The sequence below is a fragment of the Shewanella sp. ANA-3 genome (assembly GCF_000203935.1).
Lineage (GTDB): Bacteria > Pseudomonadota > Gammaproteobacteria > Enterobacterales > Shewanellaceae > Shewanella.
Genome location: NC_008577.1, coordinates 1,927,228 through 1,942,009, shown reverse-complemented (window position 1 = coordinate 1,942,009; position 14,782 = coordinate 1,927,228). Strand labels below are relative to the sequence as shown.

Here is a 14,782-nt window from a genome sequence, read left to right as displayed (position 1 = left end):
GCAGGAAAGATGCTTATGCTTTGGTGGTTAACCTTATCGCATCCGTTTTACTGTGTATATGCTTGAAAATCAGTTAACTGCTACCTATGACCGACACGCAAAGGCGAAGTTGCAACCAGCGATGCTAACTGGCCATTTTTACTGCGGCATTGAATCATGCTTTGTGCAGACTTATCCCTGCGATAAATCAACTTTTGTGATTAATAACCCTAATTGGCTGGCATCATCTTGCAATGTCACCACGCTATGCCCCTGTTTTTTAAAAAACGCGGGAACATCTCGGCGGGAACCTGGGTCTGAGAGTAGGATATGTAAGCTGTCACCAGCAGACACGGACTTCAACGCAAGTTTAACCTTAACCAAGGGAACGGGGCAGCGAAATGATGTTAAATCAATAAAAATCATAATGAACTTGCTATGAATGAACTTGGGCTATTATCCTAAGTTGCAACTCAAACTACAAGCTAAGGGCTACCCTCGCCTTAGTTGAGACACTTAAAAGAGATAAAGGATCCACTTGCGTAATTTGACGTTTTTGACCCGATGTAAACCCCTTGCGGCGAGTGTACTTTCATTAATGTTACTCGGTGGAGCCGCAAAGAGTTTTGCCAACAACGACTTGCCCGACTTGGGCACCGCCGCCGTCAATACCTTCAGCCTAGAAAAAGAAATGGTCTATGGCGATGCCTACATGCGCGTTATTCGCTCATCGGCGCCGATGCTGAACGATCCGGTATTGAGCCAATATTTGACTGAACTGGGCAACAAACTGGTCGCCCATGCCACGGGAGTCAAAACGCCCTTTTATTTCTTCTTACTGCAAAACGATGAGATCAACGCCTTCGCCTTCTTCGGCGGCCACGTTGCAGTACACACAGGGCTATTCCTTAACGCCGATAACGAAAGTGAGCTGGCCTCAGTGCTCGGCCACGAAATTACCCACGTGACCCAACGTCACTTGGCGCGCTCCCTCGAAGCGCAGCAAAAAAGTGGTCCAGCGACCGTTGCAGGACTACTGGGGGCGATTTTATTAACCATCGCCGTGCCTCAGGCGGGGATGGCCGCGCTGGCAACCACTCAAGCCATGGCGACCCAATCAAAAATCAACTATACCCGTCTGCATGAAAAAGAAGCCGACCGGATTGGCATGCAGATTTTGGTCGATGCGGGCTTTGACCCCAATGCGGCCGCAGATTTCTTTGGTAAACTCGCCAGTCGCTACCGTTTTACCACCACGCCGCCGCAAATGTTGCTGACTCACCCATTACCCGAGTCACGGATCTCCGAGGCGCGGGATCGCGCCCACCAGTATCCACACCGCTATGTGCCGGATAATCTCAACTTCCAGCTCGCCAAAGCCCGTATTCAGGTGCGTTTTTCCAGTTACAGCGACGATGCGGTATTGAGCATGTTTGAAAAGCAGCTCAATAAGCAAACCTACGGCTTTAAAGAGGCCGCGCTCTACGGCAAAGCCTTAGCGCTGTTTAGATTGAAGAAATTTGATGAGTCCGAAAAGATTATCGATGAGCTATTAAAAATCGATGATAACAACTTGTTTTATATCGATACTAAGACGGATTTGCTCAACGAGCGCAAGGATTTTGCTCAGGCGACTAAGTTACTCGAAGCCCAGCGTAAGATGAAACCCACATCGCAGGTGATTAACGCGAACTTGGCCAATATCTATATTGAGGCCGGAGAGCCAGCTAAGGCTATCCCACTGCTGGAAGACATGATTTTCCTCGATAAGCAAAATCAACTTCCCTATCAACTGCTCAATCTTGCCTATAAAAAATTGGGCAATCAGGGCATGGAGTATTTTTCCAATGCCGAGTTAATGGCGCTAGGCGCTAACTATAAGGGCGCTATCGATCAATTGAACTTTGCCTACCGCGCTTCGGAAGGCAATCCATTACAGCTGGCACGAATCGAAGCACGTATCCGCCAATTTAAACAAGCGGATAAAGAGATGGATGCCCTGAAGTAAAATAGCCATTTTATCTCTATCCCTTATAATCGCGCCCCGAACACCCTGACGGGGCGCTGTTTTTTCTGCTATCATCCGCGCCATTGTTTTAGCCGATTGAGCATAAGTACTATGACCCAAGCAACGATTTACCATAACCCACGTTGTTCAAAGAGCCGCGAAACCTTAGCCCTACTCGAGCAACAAGGCTGCGATATCACAGTCGTTGAATACCTTAAGAATCCACCAAGCGCCGCTGACATCCGTGGGATTTTAGCCACTATCAAACTCAGCGCCCGTGAGTTAATGCGCACTAAGGAAGACGAGTATCAAGCACTGGGACTCGCCAATCCGGCATTAACCGAAGAGCAACTTATCGACGCCATGGTCAAAACGCCAAAATTGATTGAACGCCCAATCGTACTAGCCAATCAACAGGCAGCCATTGGTCGTCCACCGGAAAATGTACTGAACATTCTCTAATCTTCGGCCATTTCACCATCATTCGATGCGAAAAAAATAGGAACATCATGACCTCAAGCACTCTGCTGACACTGAGCCGTTTAGGCTACCTTGCCCTCGTACTCCTGCTGGGTGGGTGGTTTATTGGTCAGGGCATCAATGGGGAATACACCTTATTATTCAGCCTACTCTGGCTAGTGCCTTTATTATTGCCTGTACGAGGCATTTTAAAGGGCAACCCGTACACCTACGCCTGGGCCAGCTTTATTTTATGCTTATATATGCTGCACGCCCTCACCTTGTTGTACGTCACGACCGATGCATTGGCCTTTGCCATTATTGAAGTCCTGCTGATTGGCGCGCTGTTAGTCGCGTTCCCGTTTTATGCTCGTATCCGTGGACGTGAGCTCGGTCTGGGCCTTAAGAAAAAGTCCGACAAGCAAGACTGATTGTGAGATCCAATCAATCTCATCGCTGGCGGTGAATAGCAAGTCACGATTAGCCAGTGCCGATGAGCAAGCGCGGTTCGGTTTTAATACCGATCCGCGCTCTTTGTTTTGAGAAGTTGTGATTCAAAACATCATGATTCGATAAATCCTCCCACTTTTATAATCTTCACTGACAGTCAAATACGCTGCTGTATTAATCCCTTTTCGGTACGACTCCAACTCCGCAAGTTGACAACATTTAACCTACCTTTCATCACTTTTTGTAACCAAAAGAGCGTGCTATAGTCGGTCGATATGCCAAGGAATGACGGCTAATCAAGCCAGTCATACTACAAAAACAATAACATAGCGTTAATTGGAGTGAGTCATGATGGAAATATGGGTTCCAATGCGTCGATTAAGTATTATCGCGGCTGCCGTCGCACTCAGCGCCTGTGGTGGCGGTGGTGGGGAGAATAATGATGGTGGTACAGTCACCCCACCAACCACTAACGTGCCACGCTGCACCACAGTGGCTGCGCTCATCACCACAGACTCAGGCGCCATCCGCTTTAAAACTGAGCCCCAATATGTGGTGGGACAATCCAGCGCCATTATTGCCAGCCTAGGGAATCGCGATTCACAGGATCTTACTTTCCGCTGGCAACAGTTAGAAGGACCCAGCATTGAACTCGTGAGTCAAAATAGTCCAGTATTAGCCTTCGATATTCCCACTGCAGGTAGCTACCGTTTTAGCCTACATATCAGCGGCAGTAATATCGATGAGACTGGCGAAATAGCGATCAATGCCGACAGCAGCGCGGGGGCAATGCTGAACATTCGCCAAGATCATCAAGCCGTTGAGGGTAACGATGTCAGTCTACGAATCGCCCAGCAAGCGGGACTTAGTGCATCAAACATCAATTGGTGTATCGCCGAGGGCCCCAGTGTTAGTCTCGATATCAGCGATCCCTTTAGACCCCTGTTTACCGCGCCCATTGTAGGTCAAGATACCTTAACCCGCCTTAGGGCATCGGCCACTATTAACGGTAATACCGTGACAGACGAAGCCTATGTGCTCACTACGGCATCGCCCACGATAAGCTCTACCTACTTCGATACACCCGTGGCTCGCACCCACGCTTATAACCCCGCCTCACCTTATGCCAGTGCCTTAACGAGCTGTGTGTACTCGAATCAGTTAAAAGAGGCTTGTACTATCAACCAATTGCCGCTTATTGGCCAAGTCTCAAATACGCTCGATGTCGATACAATTCTCGATCGTGTATTAGTGTCCCACGATTGGATGGGAGACAATTTCGCCGCGTTTTTACGTCAAATGGACCCGAACAGCGATTTCGCCCGCCTGCTACAATCGGTCACCGCCGTGGTGATAAGCTATGATGTGCGCCCCTCGTTTTATTGGGTCGTCACAGGGGCGATTTATCTCGACCCGAATGATTTGTGGCTCACGCCAACCCAGCGTGACAGCATTAACGAGGCGCCGGATTATCGCAGCGACTTTGGCAGTGAGCTCAATTTCCTCATGCCGTGGCGTTACGTTAAAAATAACCAATATGCTTCACAGGGATTCCCAATCACGACGCGCGCCACCCGCACGCTCAGCCAGATTAATCCCGATCTCGCCTCACTCTTGTACCATGAGCTCGCCCACGCCAATGACTTCTTCCCAAGAAGCATTCACGCCACGCTCACTGGCCCCAGATTGTTGGACGACTATAGCCGCCGAAATGCCAATAAGAGTTTGATATCCGATCAAGTGAGTCGCAACTATCCCCTCACCAGTACCGAAATGACAGGCCTTGCAGCGGTGAGCTTCTTGGGCGCCAAAGCCACTGCAACCCAAAAAGCCTATCAACCCTCGGATGTGAGTACGTTTTTCTCCGGTGATATCGCCAATGACTTTTATAACTATTCCAGTACCCGTGAAGACGCGGCGATGTTATTCGAAGAAGCCATGATGAGCTATCGCTATCAAATCCAGCGCGATGTGGCCGTCACTAACCTGCCCGCCGTACTCACGGCAGATACAGTGATAGTTGACTGGGGACAAAGGGGACGAATTGGTGATGATAGTCTGGCAAACCGCGCCGCCTTAGTGATCGATGGCATGCTGCCAGAGCTTGACGGCATCAGCCTGCTCGCGAGCCTGCCCGAGCCCATTGCTATGACTCAAGGCCAAAGCTGGCGCCAAACCCTGGGGATTTCACCCAATACCACAGTGAAAGGACTACAAGGAGTTGCGGCAAGTAGCGAAACGCTTACCGAGCCAGAGCTGCGTTTCAGTGGCGATCGTCACCGCCATCCACAGCAGTGATCTGGATTGCTAAATCGGGCAAATACACTAGACTCAAGCCTGTTAGCAGACCTAAGTTAAAGATTAATATGTCTCGTCCTAAGATAGGTTGACAGTTTTTAGGCCAGCTCCAGTAGCTGGCCTTTTCTATTGTGCACCTGATTAGGGGAGTCCATATTCAAACTCAGATGCGGTCTCATATTGTTGTATATTGCTATCGATTCTCTAACAAGTATCTTCAGCTCCGCAAATGTCCTACATCGGTGCAGTAAAAACTCCTGCTTCAGTATGCCATTTACTCTTTCTGCTAATGCATTTTGGTAGCAATCATAACCATCCGTCATTGACGGCTGGATTTGGCTCGCCTGAAGCGCATTCTGATAAACGGCTGAGCAGTACTGTAAGCCTCTGTCTGAGTGATGCACCGCGTTGCCGATATAGCGCTTATCTTTGATGGCCATTTTTAACGCTTTCACCACACTCTCGGCTTTCATGTCTTTACTCACGTGATGACCGACTATTTTACGAGAACTGGCATCGGTGACCAGTGACAGGTAGTGCACACCTTGGTCTGACTCAAGATAGGTGATATCGCTGACCAGTACATGCCCTGCATCGTGCAGTCCCTCCTCTTTCAGCAGATTAGGATGCTTCTTCATCCAGTGTTTGCTGAACGTGGTTTTTGTGTAGCTTTTCTTCGGTTTAACCAGTAAACCTTCACTTCTCAAATAGGTAAAGAACCCATCTCGCCCGAGTTTAATATTGTGCTCAACCAACTTGGATTTTATCAACGTGTAGAGCTTACGGGCCCCTAACCTTGGCATATATTTACGCCAGTACTGGACCCAGTCTTTGATAACCGATAGCTCAGCTCTACGACTTTCCATTCGAGCAACTGCCTGATAAATACCTTGCCTCGACATACCCGCAGCACGACATGCGGCAGCGAGGTTTATTTCTCCGTTGCCTTTTGCTTGCCAGACGTACCGGATAAGTACTTTTTTCTGAGGCCAGCTCCATATTCATTGTCCATGATATCAACCATGCCATTGAGGATTTGGTTACGCAGTTTCTCTTCTGCTAACTCACGTTCAAGGCGCTTGATCGTTTCGGCAGGGGTTTCTTTTGATTTAGGCATAAGGGGATGTTGAAAAGGTTTCGACCAATCGAGTCTACCATGTTTTCTAAGCCAAACGAGAACCGTTGAACGGCCTTGAATACCAAAATGGGTTTGGGCTTGTTTGTACGTCATTTCGCCTTTTTCAACACGCTCTACAACGCCTAATTTAAAGGCTAAGGTGTAATCTCGTTGTGTGCGCTTACGGCTTGAGTTAATTAATGTTGTCATAAAGAAATCCTCTTTATGTCAACGTATTTCAGGACGGGACAATAGAGATAAAAAAGCCCGTCGTGATACGACGGGCTTTTTGTTAACACTAAATGTTTATTAACACAGGCTTTCGATTAACAGTAAGCCAATGCGATTACAAGTGGAGCATTTCTTTGGCAAAAGGAATCGTGAGCTTGCGCTGATGTACGAGGGATGCCTTATCCAGTTTATCTAACACATCAAACAAAGTACGCAGATCCCTTGCCATACGATTAAGTAAGAAACGGCCAACGTCTTCTGGCAACTGTAATCCGCGCATCGCCGCACGGCGTTGTAGTGCCGCTAACTTTTCATCATCGGCCATAGGTTGCAGCTGATAATTGAGTCCCCACTGCATCCGAGAGACTAAGTCAGGTAACAAGAAGCCAGCATCCGCGGGCGCCGAGCGGCCGCTGACCACCAGCGCACAACGCTTGTTCTCGGCGACACGATTGTACAAATCGAATATGGCTTCTTCCCAAATCGGGTGACCCGCAATGTCATCCACATCGTCGATGCAGATCAAATCGAGCTGTTCCAGCCCCTCCAACAGCGCGGTTGAGATACTCGCATGAATGCCAAGGGGAAGGTAAAAACTGCGGCGGTCGAGTTCATTGGCATGGGCACAGGCGGCGTGCATTAAGTGAGTCCGCCCCGATTTCACAGGTCCCCACACATAAATAGCGGCTTCACCTTGGCCTTCGGCATTGGCGCGCAGCTTTTGGATAAGTTCATCATTACCCGCTGCCGGATAATAACTGTTAAAGGTTTCATCATCCGGTAAGTAAACCGGTAACGACAGTTGTAGCGGTGAGTTTAATGGCACTCGTACGTCTCAATATCAATAAATTATCGACTCCCCCACATGACTGAGCAGAGCATGCCCAGTCACAACGAGGGAAGTTTAAGGTAACCGCCATTGATAGACAGTTTTACCCGCTGGGCTGGCACCGGCAGAAAACTCCCCTGGCGCCACCACCGAAATTCGCGGCTCTAGACTTAGTAAACGCTCAAAGTCGGTCTGAGAACCAAATAAATCCAAGGAAAACGTCGCGGTATTACCTTGGATGCGCGACAGCGTCGCATTCTTCACAGCGCTGAGTTGCTTTAAGTATTTTTCCACTTCAACTAGCTGCGCCATTTTATCAATGTTCACGAAGGTCACACTGGCACCGACCTGTTCACCGGAATCGGCAATGGCGTACTTAGTGAAATAATAATCGCCGAGGGCGGCCATCATAGCGGTGATCGCCTGCGCGCTATTTTCTGCCGAGCCATTAAAACTAAACAGTGGCGGCGTTAACGAGTCGATCGTGGCCTTGGTGTACAAATTCAAGCGATAACGCACTTGGTTTCCAGCTGGTTCAATAGCGACCAGAGCTAAGAAGTCGGCTTGATAACGCCCAGAGACACTGGCCACGATATCGGCAAACATGCCTTTAACATCATTTGGATTGATGCCCATTAACTCATCGAGGTCGAGAATAGGCAGCAAGACGGGAATGCCGCGCTCATCGGAAAAGGTATTGAATGCCTGACGCTCGGCTAAGGTCGATGAATCACTCAGTAAAATCGTGTCGCCTTCACTTGGCATGGCAACCCAAAAGAGTGTCAGTGGACGTTGAATGCCCCACACGGGTAATTGGGCCTGACGTAACAGGGTAATAATGCGGCGATGCTCAAAGTTGGCTTTTAACAGCAGTTGGCCATTTTGCTCCACATAACCATATTGGCTCAGCAGTGCATCGGGATTGGCCAGTTGTGATTGGATAACGCCGTTATCCAAAGAACGTGCTGTCCCGGTATTTTTAATGATCACTTTTTCCAGCGCGGCTTTAAGGGCTTTATTCCGCTCAGGCACGGCGCGGGAAGCCACGGGCACATCGGCTTCATCTAATTTACTCACTTCAACAGCTTGCAGGCTATTAACGGTAAACAGGCAGTATAAAAACGCGAGTAAGCTTGGCTTTAATAGGAATTTCAGCATCTTTGAGTAGTTGAAGTAACGTCAGATAGTGCAAATTGTACCATAGTTAGCGCCTTTAGCGAGTCTTGGGGAGATTTCGACCACGGATTAAGTGCTGTCACTCGCTTTAGCAATAAAACAGTGATCCTTACCTACAATCGGGGCATTTTATAAGGAACATATAGCAACAAACTGTTATCATCTCGCGGTTTACCCTAAATTTACGAGAATAATAAATGAAACGACTCGCTATTCCGCTTCAGGGCGCGCAAATGCTGTTTGTTGCATTTGGCGCCCTAGTGCTAATGCCGCTACTCACGGGGCTTGATACCAGTGTCGCCCTGTTTACTGCGGGTATTGGTACTCTACTGTTTCAGTTGATCACGAAACGCCAAGTCCCTATCTTCCTCGCCTCCTCCTTCGCTTTTATTGCTCCAATTCTCTACGGAGTACAAACCTGGGGGATCCCATCAACCATGGGCGGCATCATTGCCGCGGGTCTAGTCTATGTGCTCCTTGGGGCACTCGTTAAAGTGCGCGGCACCGACTTTATCCATAAGCTGCTACCGCCTGTGGTGGTTGGCCCAGTGATTATTATCATTGGTCTAGGTTTAGCCCCTGTGGCGGTGAATATGGCGCTGGGTAAAAGTGGAGATGGCAGTTTAACGCTCGTCCCCACCAATACGGCTTTGATTATTTCCCTCGCCTCACTCTGTACCACTATAGCTGTGGCTATTTTTGCCAAGGGCTTACTTAAAGTCATGCCGATTCTGGCGGGGATTGTGGTGGGTTATGGCCTAAGTCTTGCCTTTGGTATCGTGGATTTTGCGGTGGTTACCGCAGCAAGCTGGATTGCTATCCCAAAATTTGTCGCGCCCGAATTTAACTGGCATGCCATCGCCTTTATGATCCCAGTCGCGATTGCGCCTGCGGTTGAACATATTGGTGACATCCTTGCCATTTCTAATGTCACGGGTAAAGACTTTATGAAAAAACCCGGCCTGCATCGCACCTTAACCGGTGACGGCGTCGCGACAATTGCCGCAGCAGCCTTCGGCGGTCCACCAAACACGACCTATTCGGAAGTGACAGGCGCTGTGACTTTAACCCGCAACTTCGACCCCAAAATCATGACGTGGACAGCGATTACCGCCATTACATTGGCCTTCGTGGGTAAGTTAGGCGCCCTGATGCAAACCATTCCCGTCCCTGTGATGGGCGGCATCATGTGTTTGCTATTCGGTTCTATCGCCGCGGTGGGTTTAAACACCTTAATCCGCAATCATGTAGATTTATCCGAGCCACGTAACTTAAGCATTGTCGGCGTGACGCTGGTATTTGGTATCGGTGGTATGGCCTTTGGCATCGGCTCCTTCAGCCTCACGGGCATCAGCCTCTGTGGTATTGTGGCCATCACCATGAATCTGTTGTTACCCGCGAGCAAACACCACGAGCGTGACGCTGCATCACACTAAACAGTGTGAGTTCGCGCAGTAAAGCATCACTTATCGCCTAATCCTTATGTTAGGAGCAGGCAACAAAAAAGCCGCTAAGTTATTCACTTAACGGCTTTTTTATTATTCTTTCATCACTTTTGCGCGTGATTACTCTGCGGTTTTGTATTTATCAGCAGTCGCTTTGATTAACGGCTGTAATTCGCCTTTTTGGTACATATCAACCACGATATCACAACCACCAATCAGCTCGCCTTCAATCCACAATTGTGGGAAAGTTGGCCAGTTTGCATACTTAGGTAATTCAGCACGGATATCTGGGTGCTGGAGAATATCCACAAATGCAAACTGCTCACCGCAGTTGATCATGATTTGTGCTACCTGAGATGAAAAACCACAGCTTGGTAATTTAGGAGAACCCTTCATGTATACGATGATTGGGTTTTCAGCGATCTGCTGTTTAATTTTCTCTACTGTTTCCATTTTAATTCCTAAGTACGATGACATTGACTCAATGCTGCTATTGTACGACAGCTAGGCACAGAACAAAATCCCACAGTTTGTAAGGTTATGCCCTACAATTAGTTTTTCGATGACGCCTATCTAATCAATTAGCCAAACAATGATTCACATCACAAATATTATCGGTACAATAGAGCGCAGTGAGCACGTTTAAAAAACGATAACCTAAGACCATGGAGAGATACTAATGGCTTTCGAATTACCCGCATTACCATATGCAAAGAACGCACTAGAACCACACATTTCTCAAGAAACCATTGAATACCACTACGGCAAGCATCACAACACCTACGTTGTTAAGCTAAACGGTTTAATCGAAGGAACCGATTTCGCAGGTAAATCTTTAGAAGAGATCATCAAGACTTCTACTGGTGGGGTATTTAACAACGCAGCTCAAGTTTGGAACCACACTTTCTACTGGAACTGCTTAGCGCCTAACGCTGGCGGTGAGCCAACAGGTCCTGTGGCTGATGCGATCAATGCTGCATTCGGTTCATTCGACGCATTCAAAGCACAATTTACCGATTCTGCGGTAAACAACTTTGGTAGCGCTTGGACTTGGTTAGTGAAAAAAGCCGATGGCACTGTAGCTATCGTTAACACTAGCAATGCTGCAACGCCTCTGACTGACAGCACTGTGACACCAATCCTGACTGTTGACGTGTGGGAACACGCTTACTACATCGATTACCGCAACGTACGTCCTGACTACTTAGCCCACTTCTGGCAATTAGTTAACTGGGACTTCGTGAACCAAAACTTCGCTGGCTAATCGTTGCTAAGTCATTCCTAAAAAGAGCCCAAGTGGCTCTTTTTTTATGGCCTCAACAATCATTCACCTTTGCCCTTTCGCCGAACGCAGCCCAATCGCTACAAGTGCAATAATTGCAATTGCAATCATTTGTTATTGTTTTTATTTGATATTTTTTTGACACAGCTGGCAAGTTTGTGTCTAAGATTAGTGTAGGAAGCTGAAAAATCAGTTATCCATCCATGACATCACTGGCGTTTCAGGGGGTTTATATGGGCATTTTCGAGCATTACCAAAAGCGCTACGAACAAAAACTCGATGAAGAATACACTTTGCAAGAATACCTCGATATCTGCAAAGAAGATCGCAGTGCTTATATGTCAGCGTCCGAGCGATTACTGCTTGCCATCGGCGAAGCCGAAATTATTGATACCGCGAAAAATCCAACCCTAAGCCGTATCTTTTCGAATCGTCTCATCTCACGCTATCCCGCCTTTAAAGACTTTTACGGTATGGAAGATGCGATTGAACAAATCGTCGCCTACCTAAAACACTCGGCCCAAGGCTTAGAGGAATCGAAGCAAATTTTGTACTTACTCGGCCCAGTGGGTGGCGGTAAGTCATCATTGGCGGAAAAACTCAAAGCCTTGATGCAAAAAGTGCCAATTTACATTCTCAGTGCTAATGGCGTGAGAAGCCCGGTGAATGACCACCCCTTCTGTCTCTTCGATGTCGAAGAAGACGGCCAGCTGCTGCGGGATGAGTTTAATATTCCCACCCGTTATCTTAAAACCATTATGTCGCCTTGGGCGGTGAAACGTCTGCATGAGTTTGGCGGCGATATTTCAAAATTCCGCGTGGTCAAGGTCTATCCCTCTATCCTCGACCAATTGGCGATTGCCAAAACCGAACCTGGGGATGAAAACAACCAAGATATTTCCTCCCTGGTCGGTAAGGTTGATATTCGTCAGCTAGAACATTTCTCGCAGGACGATGCCGATGCTTACGCCTACTCGGGTGCACTGTGCCGTGCAAACCAAGGGATGATGGAGTTCGTGGAAATGTTCAAGGCGCCGATTAAGGTGCTACACCCACTGCTCACCGCTACCCAAGAAGGTAACTATAACGGCACCGAAGGCTTATCCGCCCTGCCTTATAGCGGTATCATTTTGGCGCACTCTAACGAATCAGAATGGTCAACCTTCAAAAACAATAAGAACAATGAAGCGTTTCTCGACAGGGTTTATATCGTCAAAGTGCCCTATTGTCTGCGGGTATCGGAAGAATTGCAGATTTACAAAAAATTACTGCAAAACTCCGAGCTGTCCCAAGCCCCTTGCGCACCTGGCACCTTAGAAACCCTAGCGCAATTTAGTGTGCTCTCGAGGATAAAAACACCTGAAAACTCCTCCATCTACTCTAAGATGCGGGTCTATGATGGTGAAAGCCTTAAAGATACCGATCCTAAAGCCAAATCCTACCAAGAGTACCGCGACTACGCAGGTGTTGATGAAGGTATGAACGGTCTTTCTACCCGTTTCGCCTTCAAGATCCTGTCGCGGGTATTTAACTTTGACCACTCAGAGATTGCCGCTAACCCTGTCCATTTGTTCTATGTACTCGAACGCCAAATCGAGCAGGAACAATTCCCCGGCGATACCGCCGAACGTTATCTGGAGTTCTTAAAAGGCTATTTGATCCCTAAATACGTCGAATTTATCGGTAAGGAAATCCAAACCGCGTACTTAGAGTCCTACTCTGAATACGGCCAAAATATCTTCGACCGTTATGTCACCTACGCCGATTTCTGGATCCAAGATCAGGAATACCGTGACCCCGAAACTGGCCAATTGTTTGACCGCTCCGCACTGAATGCCGAACTGGAGAAAATCGAAAAACCCGCGGGGATCAGCAACCCTAAAGATTTCCGTAATGAGATCGTTAACTTTGTCCTGCGCGCCCGCGCAAGCCATGAGGGCAACAACCCACTCTGGACCAGCTACGAAAAACTACGCACTGTAATTGAGAAGAAAATGTTCTCAAATACAGAGGACTTATTGCCTGTAATTTCCTTTAACGCCAAAACCTCGACTGACGATCAACGTAAACACGATGATTTTGTTAATCGAATGATGGAGAAAGGCTATACCAAAAAACAAGTCAGACTGCTGTCTGAGTGGTATTTACGGGTTCGTAAATCCTCTTAACTTGCGCTCACTAAAAACGAGGCTTTGGTGTTGCCAAAGCCTTCGCTGGGGTTTGGGAGGTGCGTATGGCGAACTTTATCGATAGACGGTTGAATGCGAAAGGAAAAAGCACAGTCAACCGCCAACGCTTTATCAACCGATATAAGCAACAAATCAAAAAAGCCGTCAGCGATGCCGTCACGCGTCGCAGTGTAACGGATGTAGATAAAGGCGAAAAAATCAGTATTCCCACACGGGATATCAGTGAACCTATGTTCCATCAAGGCAAAGGAGGCGTAAGAGACAGAGTCCACCCAGGCAATGATCAATTCACCCGCGGCGATAAAATCGACAGACCTCAAGGCGGCGCTGGCGGTGGAGCGGGTAAAGGCGATGCCTCGGATTCGGGCGAAGGTAATGATGACTTTGTGTTTGAAATCTCAAAGGATGAATACCTAGAGCTGCTCTTTGAGGACTTAGAACTACCCAATCTGCAGAAGAATCGCTTAAACAAGCTCGTCGAGTATCAAATCTACCGTGCGGGTTTCACCAATGATGGTGTACCAGCCAATATCAATATTGTGCGCTCGCTGCGTTCCTCCTTGGCGCGCCGCATCGCCATGTCGGCAAGTAAAAAGAAATTGCTCAAAGAGTTAGAGCAAGAACTGGCGGAGCTTGAAAATATACCTGGCACTAAAGCCGAACTGATTTTGGATTTAAAAGCCCAAATTGAGGCGCTCAAGCAGAAGATTGCTAAAGTCCCCTTTATCGATACCTTTGACTTACGTTTCAATAACTTTGCAAGGCGCGAGGTACCCTCGAGTCAAGCGGTCATGTTCTGCTTAATGGACGTGTCAGGTTCGATGGATCAAGCGACAAAGGATATGGCTAAACGTTTCTATATCTTGCTGTACTTGTTTCTCACCCGAACCTACAAAAACCTCGAGGTGGTCCATATCCGCCACCATACCCAGGCGAAGGAAGTGGACGAGCATGAGTTCTTCTACTCCCAAGAAACTGGCGGCACGATTGTCTCAAGCGCATTGAAATTAATGCACGAAATTCAGCAGGCTCGCTACCCTGCCGATGAGTGGAATATCTATGCCGCACAAGCCTCTGACGGTGATAACTGGGCCGATGACTCACCCACCTGTCGACAATTATTGGAACAAAAAATCCTGCCGCTAGTACGCTATTTTAGCTATATCGAAATCACCAATCGTGCGCACCAAACCCTGTGGCGCGAATACGAATCCCTACAACAACACTACGACAACATAGCGGTGCAACATATTCGTCAAGCCGAAGATATCTACCCTGTATTTAGAGAATTATTTAAAAAACAGGCGGTTTAAGGGGGC

General features: G+C 47.9%; 13 protein-coding genes. 8 read left to right on the top strand and 5 right to left on the bottom strand.

The window, feature by feature from the left end:
• Nucleotides 1-171: 171 nt before the first annotated feature.
• Nucleotides 172-405 (bottom strand): sulfurtransferase TusA family protein, encoded by a 234-nt coding sequence (locus SHEWANA3_RS08735; RefSeq protein ID WP_011716681.1) that lies wholly within the window; start codon nt 403-405, stop codon nt 172-174.
• 112 nt (nt 406-517) lie between these two features.
• Here SHEWANA3_RS08735 and SHEWANA3_RS08730 point away from each other — a divergent pair, with 112 nt between their 5' ends.
• From SHEWANA3_RS08730 to SHEWANA3_RS08715, 4 genes are all read left to right on the top strand, one after another.
• A complete protein-coding gene (locus tag SHEWANA3_RS08730; RefSeq protein WP_011716680.1) occupies nt 518-1,987 on the top strand; it encodes a M48 family metalloprotease in 1,470 nt (489 codons plus the stop codon).
• A gap of 111 nt (nt 1,988-2,098) precedes the next feature.
• Nucleotides 2,099-2,449: an arsenate reductase (glutaredoxin) gene (arsC, locus tag SHEWANA3_RS08725; protein ID WP_011716679.1), complete on the top strand. Its 351-nt coding sequence runs from the start codon at nt 2,099-2,101 to the stop codon at nt 2,447-2,449.
• Nucleotides 2,450-2,496: 47 nt separating this feature from the next.
• Entirely contained in the window at nt 2,497-2,877 is a 381-nt protein-coding gene (locus tag SHEWANA3_RS08720) for a DUF2069 domain-containing protein (RefSeq protein ID WP_011716678.1), read from the top strand.
• 370 nt (nt 2,878-3,247) lie between these two features.
• Nucleotides 3,248-5,194, top strand: coding sequence for a hypothetical protein (locus SHEWANA3_RS08715; RefSeq protein ID WP_041412988.1), 1,947 nt, complete (start codon nt 3,248-3,250; stop codon nt 5,192-5,194).
• 98 nt (nt 5,195-5,292) lie between these two features.
• Here SHEWANA3_RS08715 and SHEWANA3_RS23165 read toward each other — a convergent pair.
• The 3 genes from SHEWANA3_RS23165 to SHEWANA3_RS08695 all read right to left on the bottom strand — a co-directional run bounded on the left by SHEWANA3_RS23165 (nt 5,293) and on the right by SHEWANA3_RS08695 (nt 8,529).
• Nucleotides 5,293-6,521, bottom strand: a protein-coding gene (locus tag SHEWANA3_RS23165; protein WP_086017233.1) for an IS3 family transposase whose coding sequence is annotated in 2 segments (ribosomal slippage) — nt 5,293-6,170 and nt 6,170-6,521 — 1,230 coding nt in all. Because the reading frame shifts where the segments join, the coding sequence is not laid out codon by codon here.
• A gap of 136 nt (nt 6,522-6,657) precedes the next feature.
• Entirely contained in the window at nt 6,658-7,368 is a 711-nt protein-coding gene (hda, locus tag SHEWANA3_RS08700) for a DnaA inactivator Hda (RefSeq protein ID WP_011622356.1), read from the bottom strand.
• Nucleotides 7,369-7,446: 78 nt separating this feature from the next.
• On the bottom strand, nt 7,447-8,529 hold the full coding sequence (locus SHEWANA3_RS08695) for a DUF2066 domain-containing protein (protein ID WP_011716676.1): 1,083 nt from the start codon (nt 8,527-8,529) through the stop codon (nt 7,447-7,449).
• A gap of 215 nt (nt 8,530-8,744) precedes the next feature.
• On the opposite strand from SHEWANA3_RS08695, the gene SHEWANA3_RS08690 reads away from it, so the two are divergent.
• Entirely contained in the window at nt 8,745-9,983 is a 1,239-nt protein-coding gene (locus SHEWANA3_RS08690; protein WP_011716675.1) for a uracil-xanthine permease family protein, read from the top strand.
• A 129-nt stretch (nt 9,984-10,112) separates the two neighbouring features.
• On the opposite strand, the gene SHEWANA3_RS08685 is transcribed toward SHEWANA3_RS08690, so the two are convergent.
• Nucleotides 10,113-10,445, bottom strand: coding sequence for a Grx4 family monothiol glutaredoxin (locus SHEWANA3_RS08685; RefSeq protein ID WP_011622353.1), 333 nt, complete (start codon nt 10,443-10,445; stop codon nt 10,113-10,115).
• Between the two features lie 226 nt (nt 10,446-10,671).
• On the opposite strand from SHEWANA3_RS08685, the gene sodB reads away from it, so the two are divergent.
• From sodB to SHEWANA3_RS08670, 3 genes are all read left to right on the top strand, one after another.
• Nucleotides 10,672-11,256 (top strand): superoxide dismutase [Fe], encoded by a 585-nt coding sequence (gene sodB, locus SHEWANA3_RS08680; protein WP_011622352.1) that lies wholly within the window; start codon nt 10,672-10,674, stop codon nt 11,254-11,256.
• 251 nt (nt 11,257-11,507) lie between these two features.
• Nucleotides 11,508-13,442 (top strand): PrkA family serine protein kinase, encoded by a 1,935-nt coding sequence (locus SHEWANA3_RS08675; RefSeq protein WP_011716674.1) that lies wholly within the window; start codon nt 11,508-11,510, stop codon nt 13,440-13,442.
• Between the two features lie 65 nt (nt 13,443-13,507).
• Entirely contained in the window at nt 13,508-14,776 is a 1,269-nt protein-coding gene (locus SHEWANA3_RS08670) for a YeaH/YhbH family protein (protein ID WP_041412598.1), read from the top strand.
• Nucleotides 14,777-14,782 lie beyond the last annotated feature (6 nt).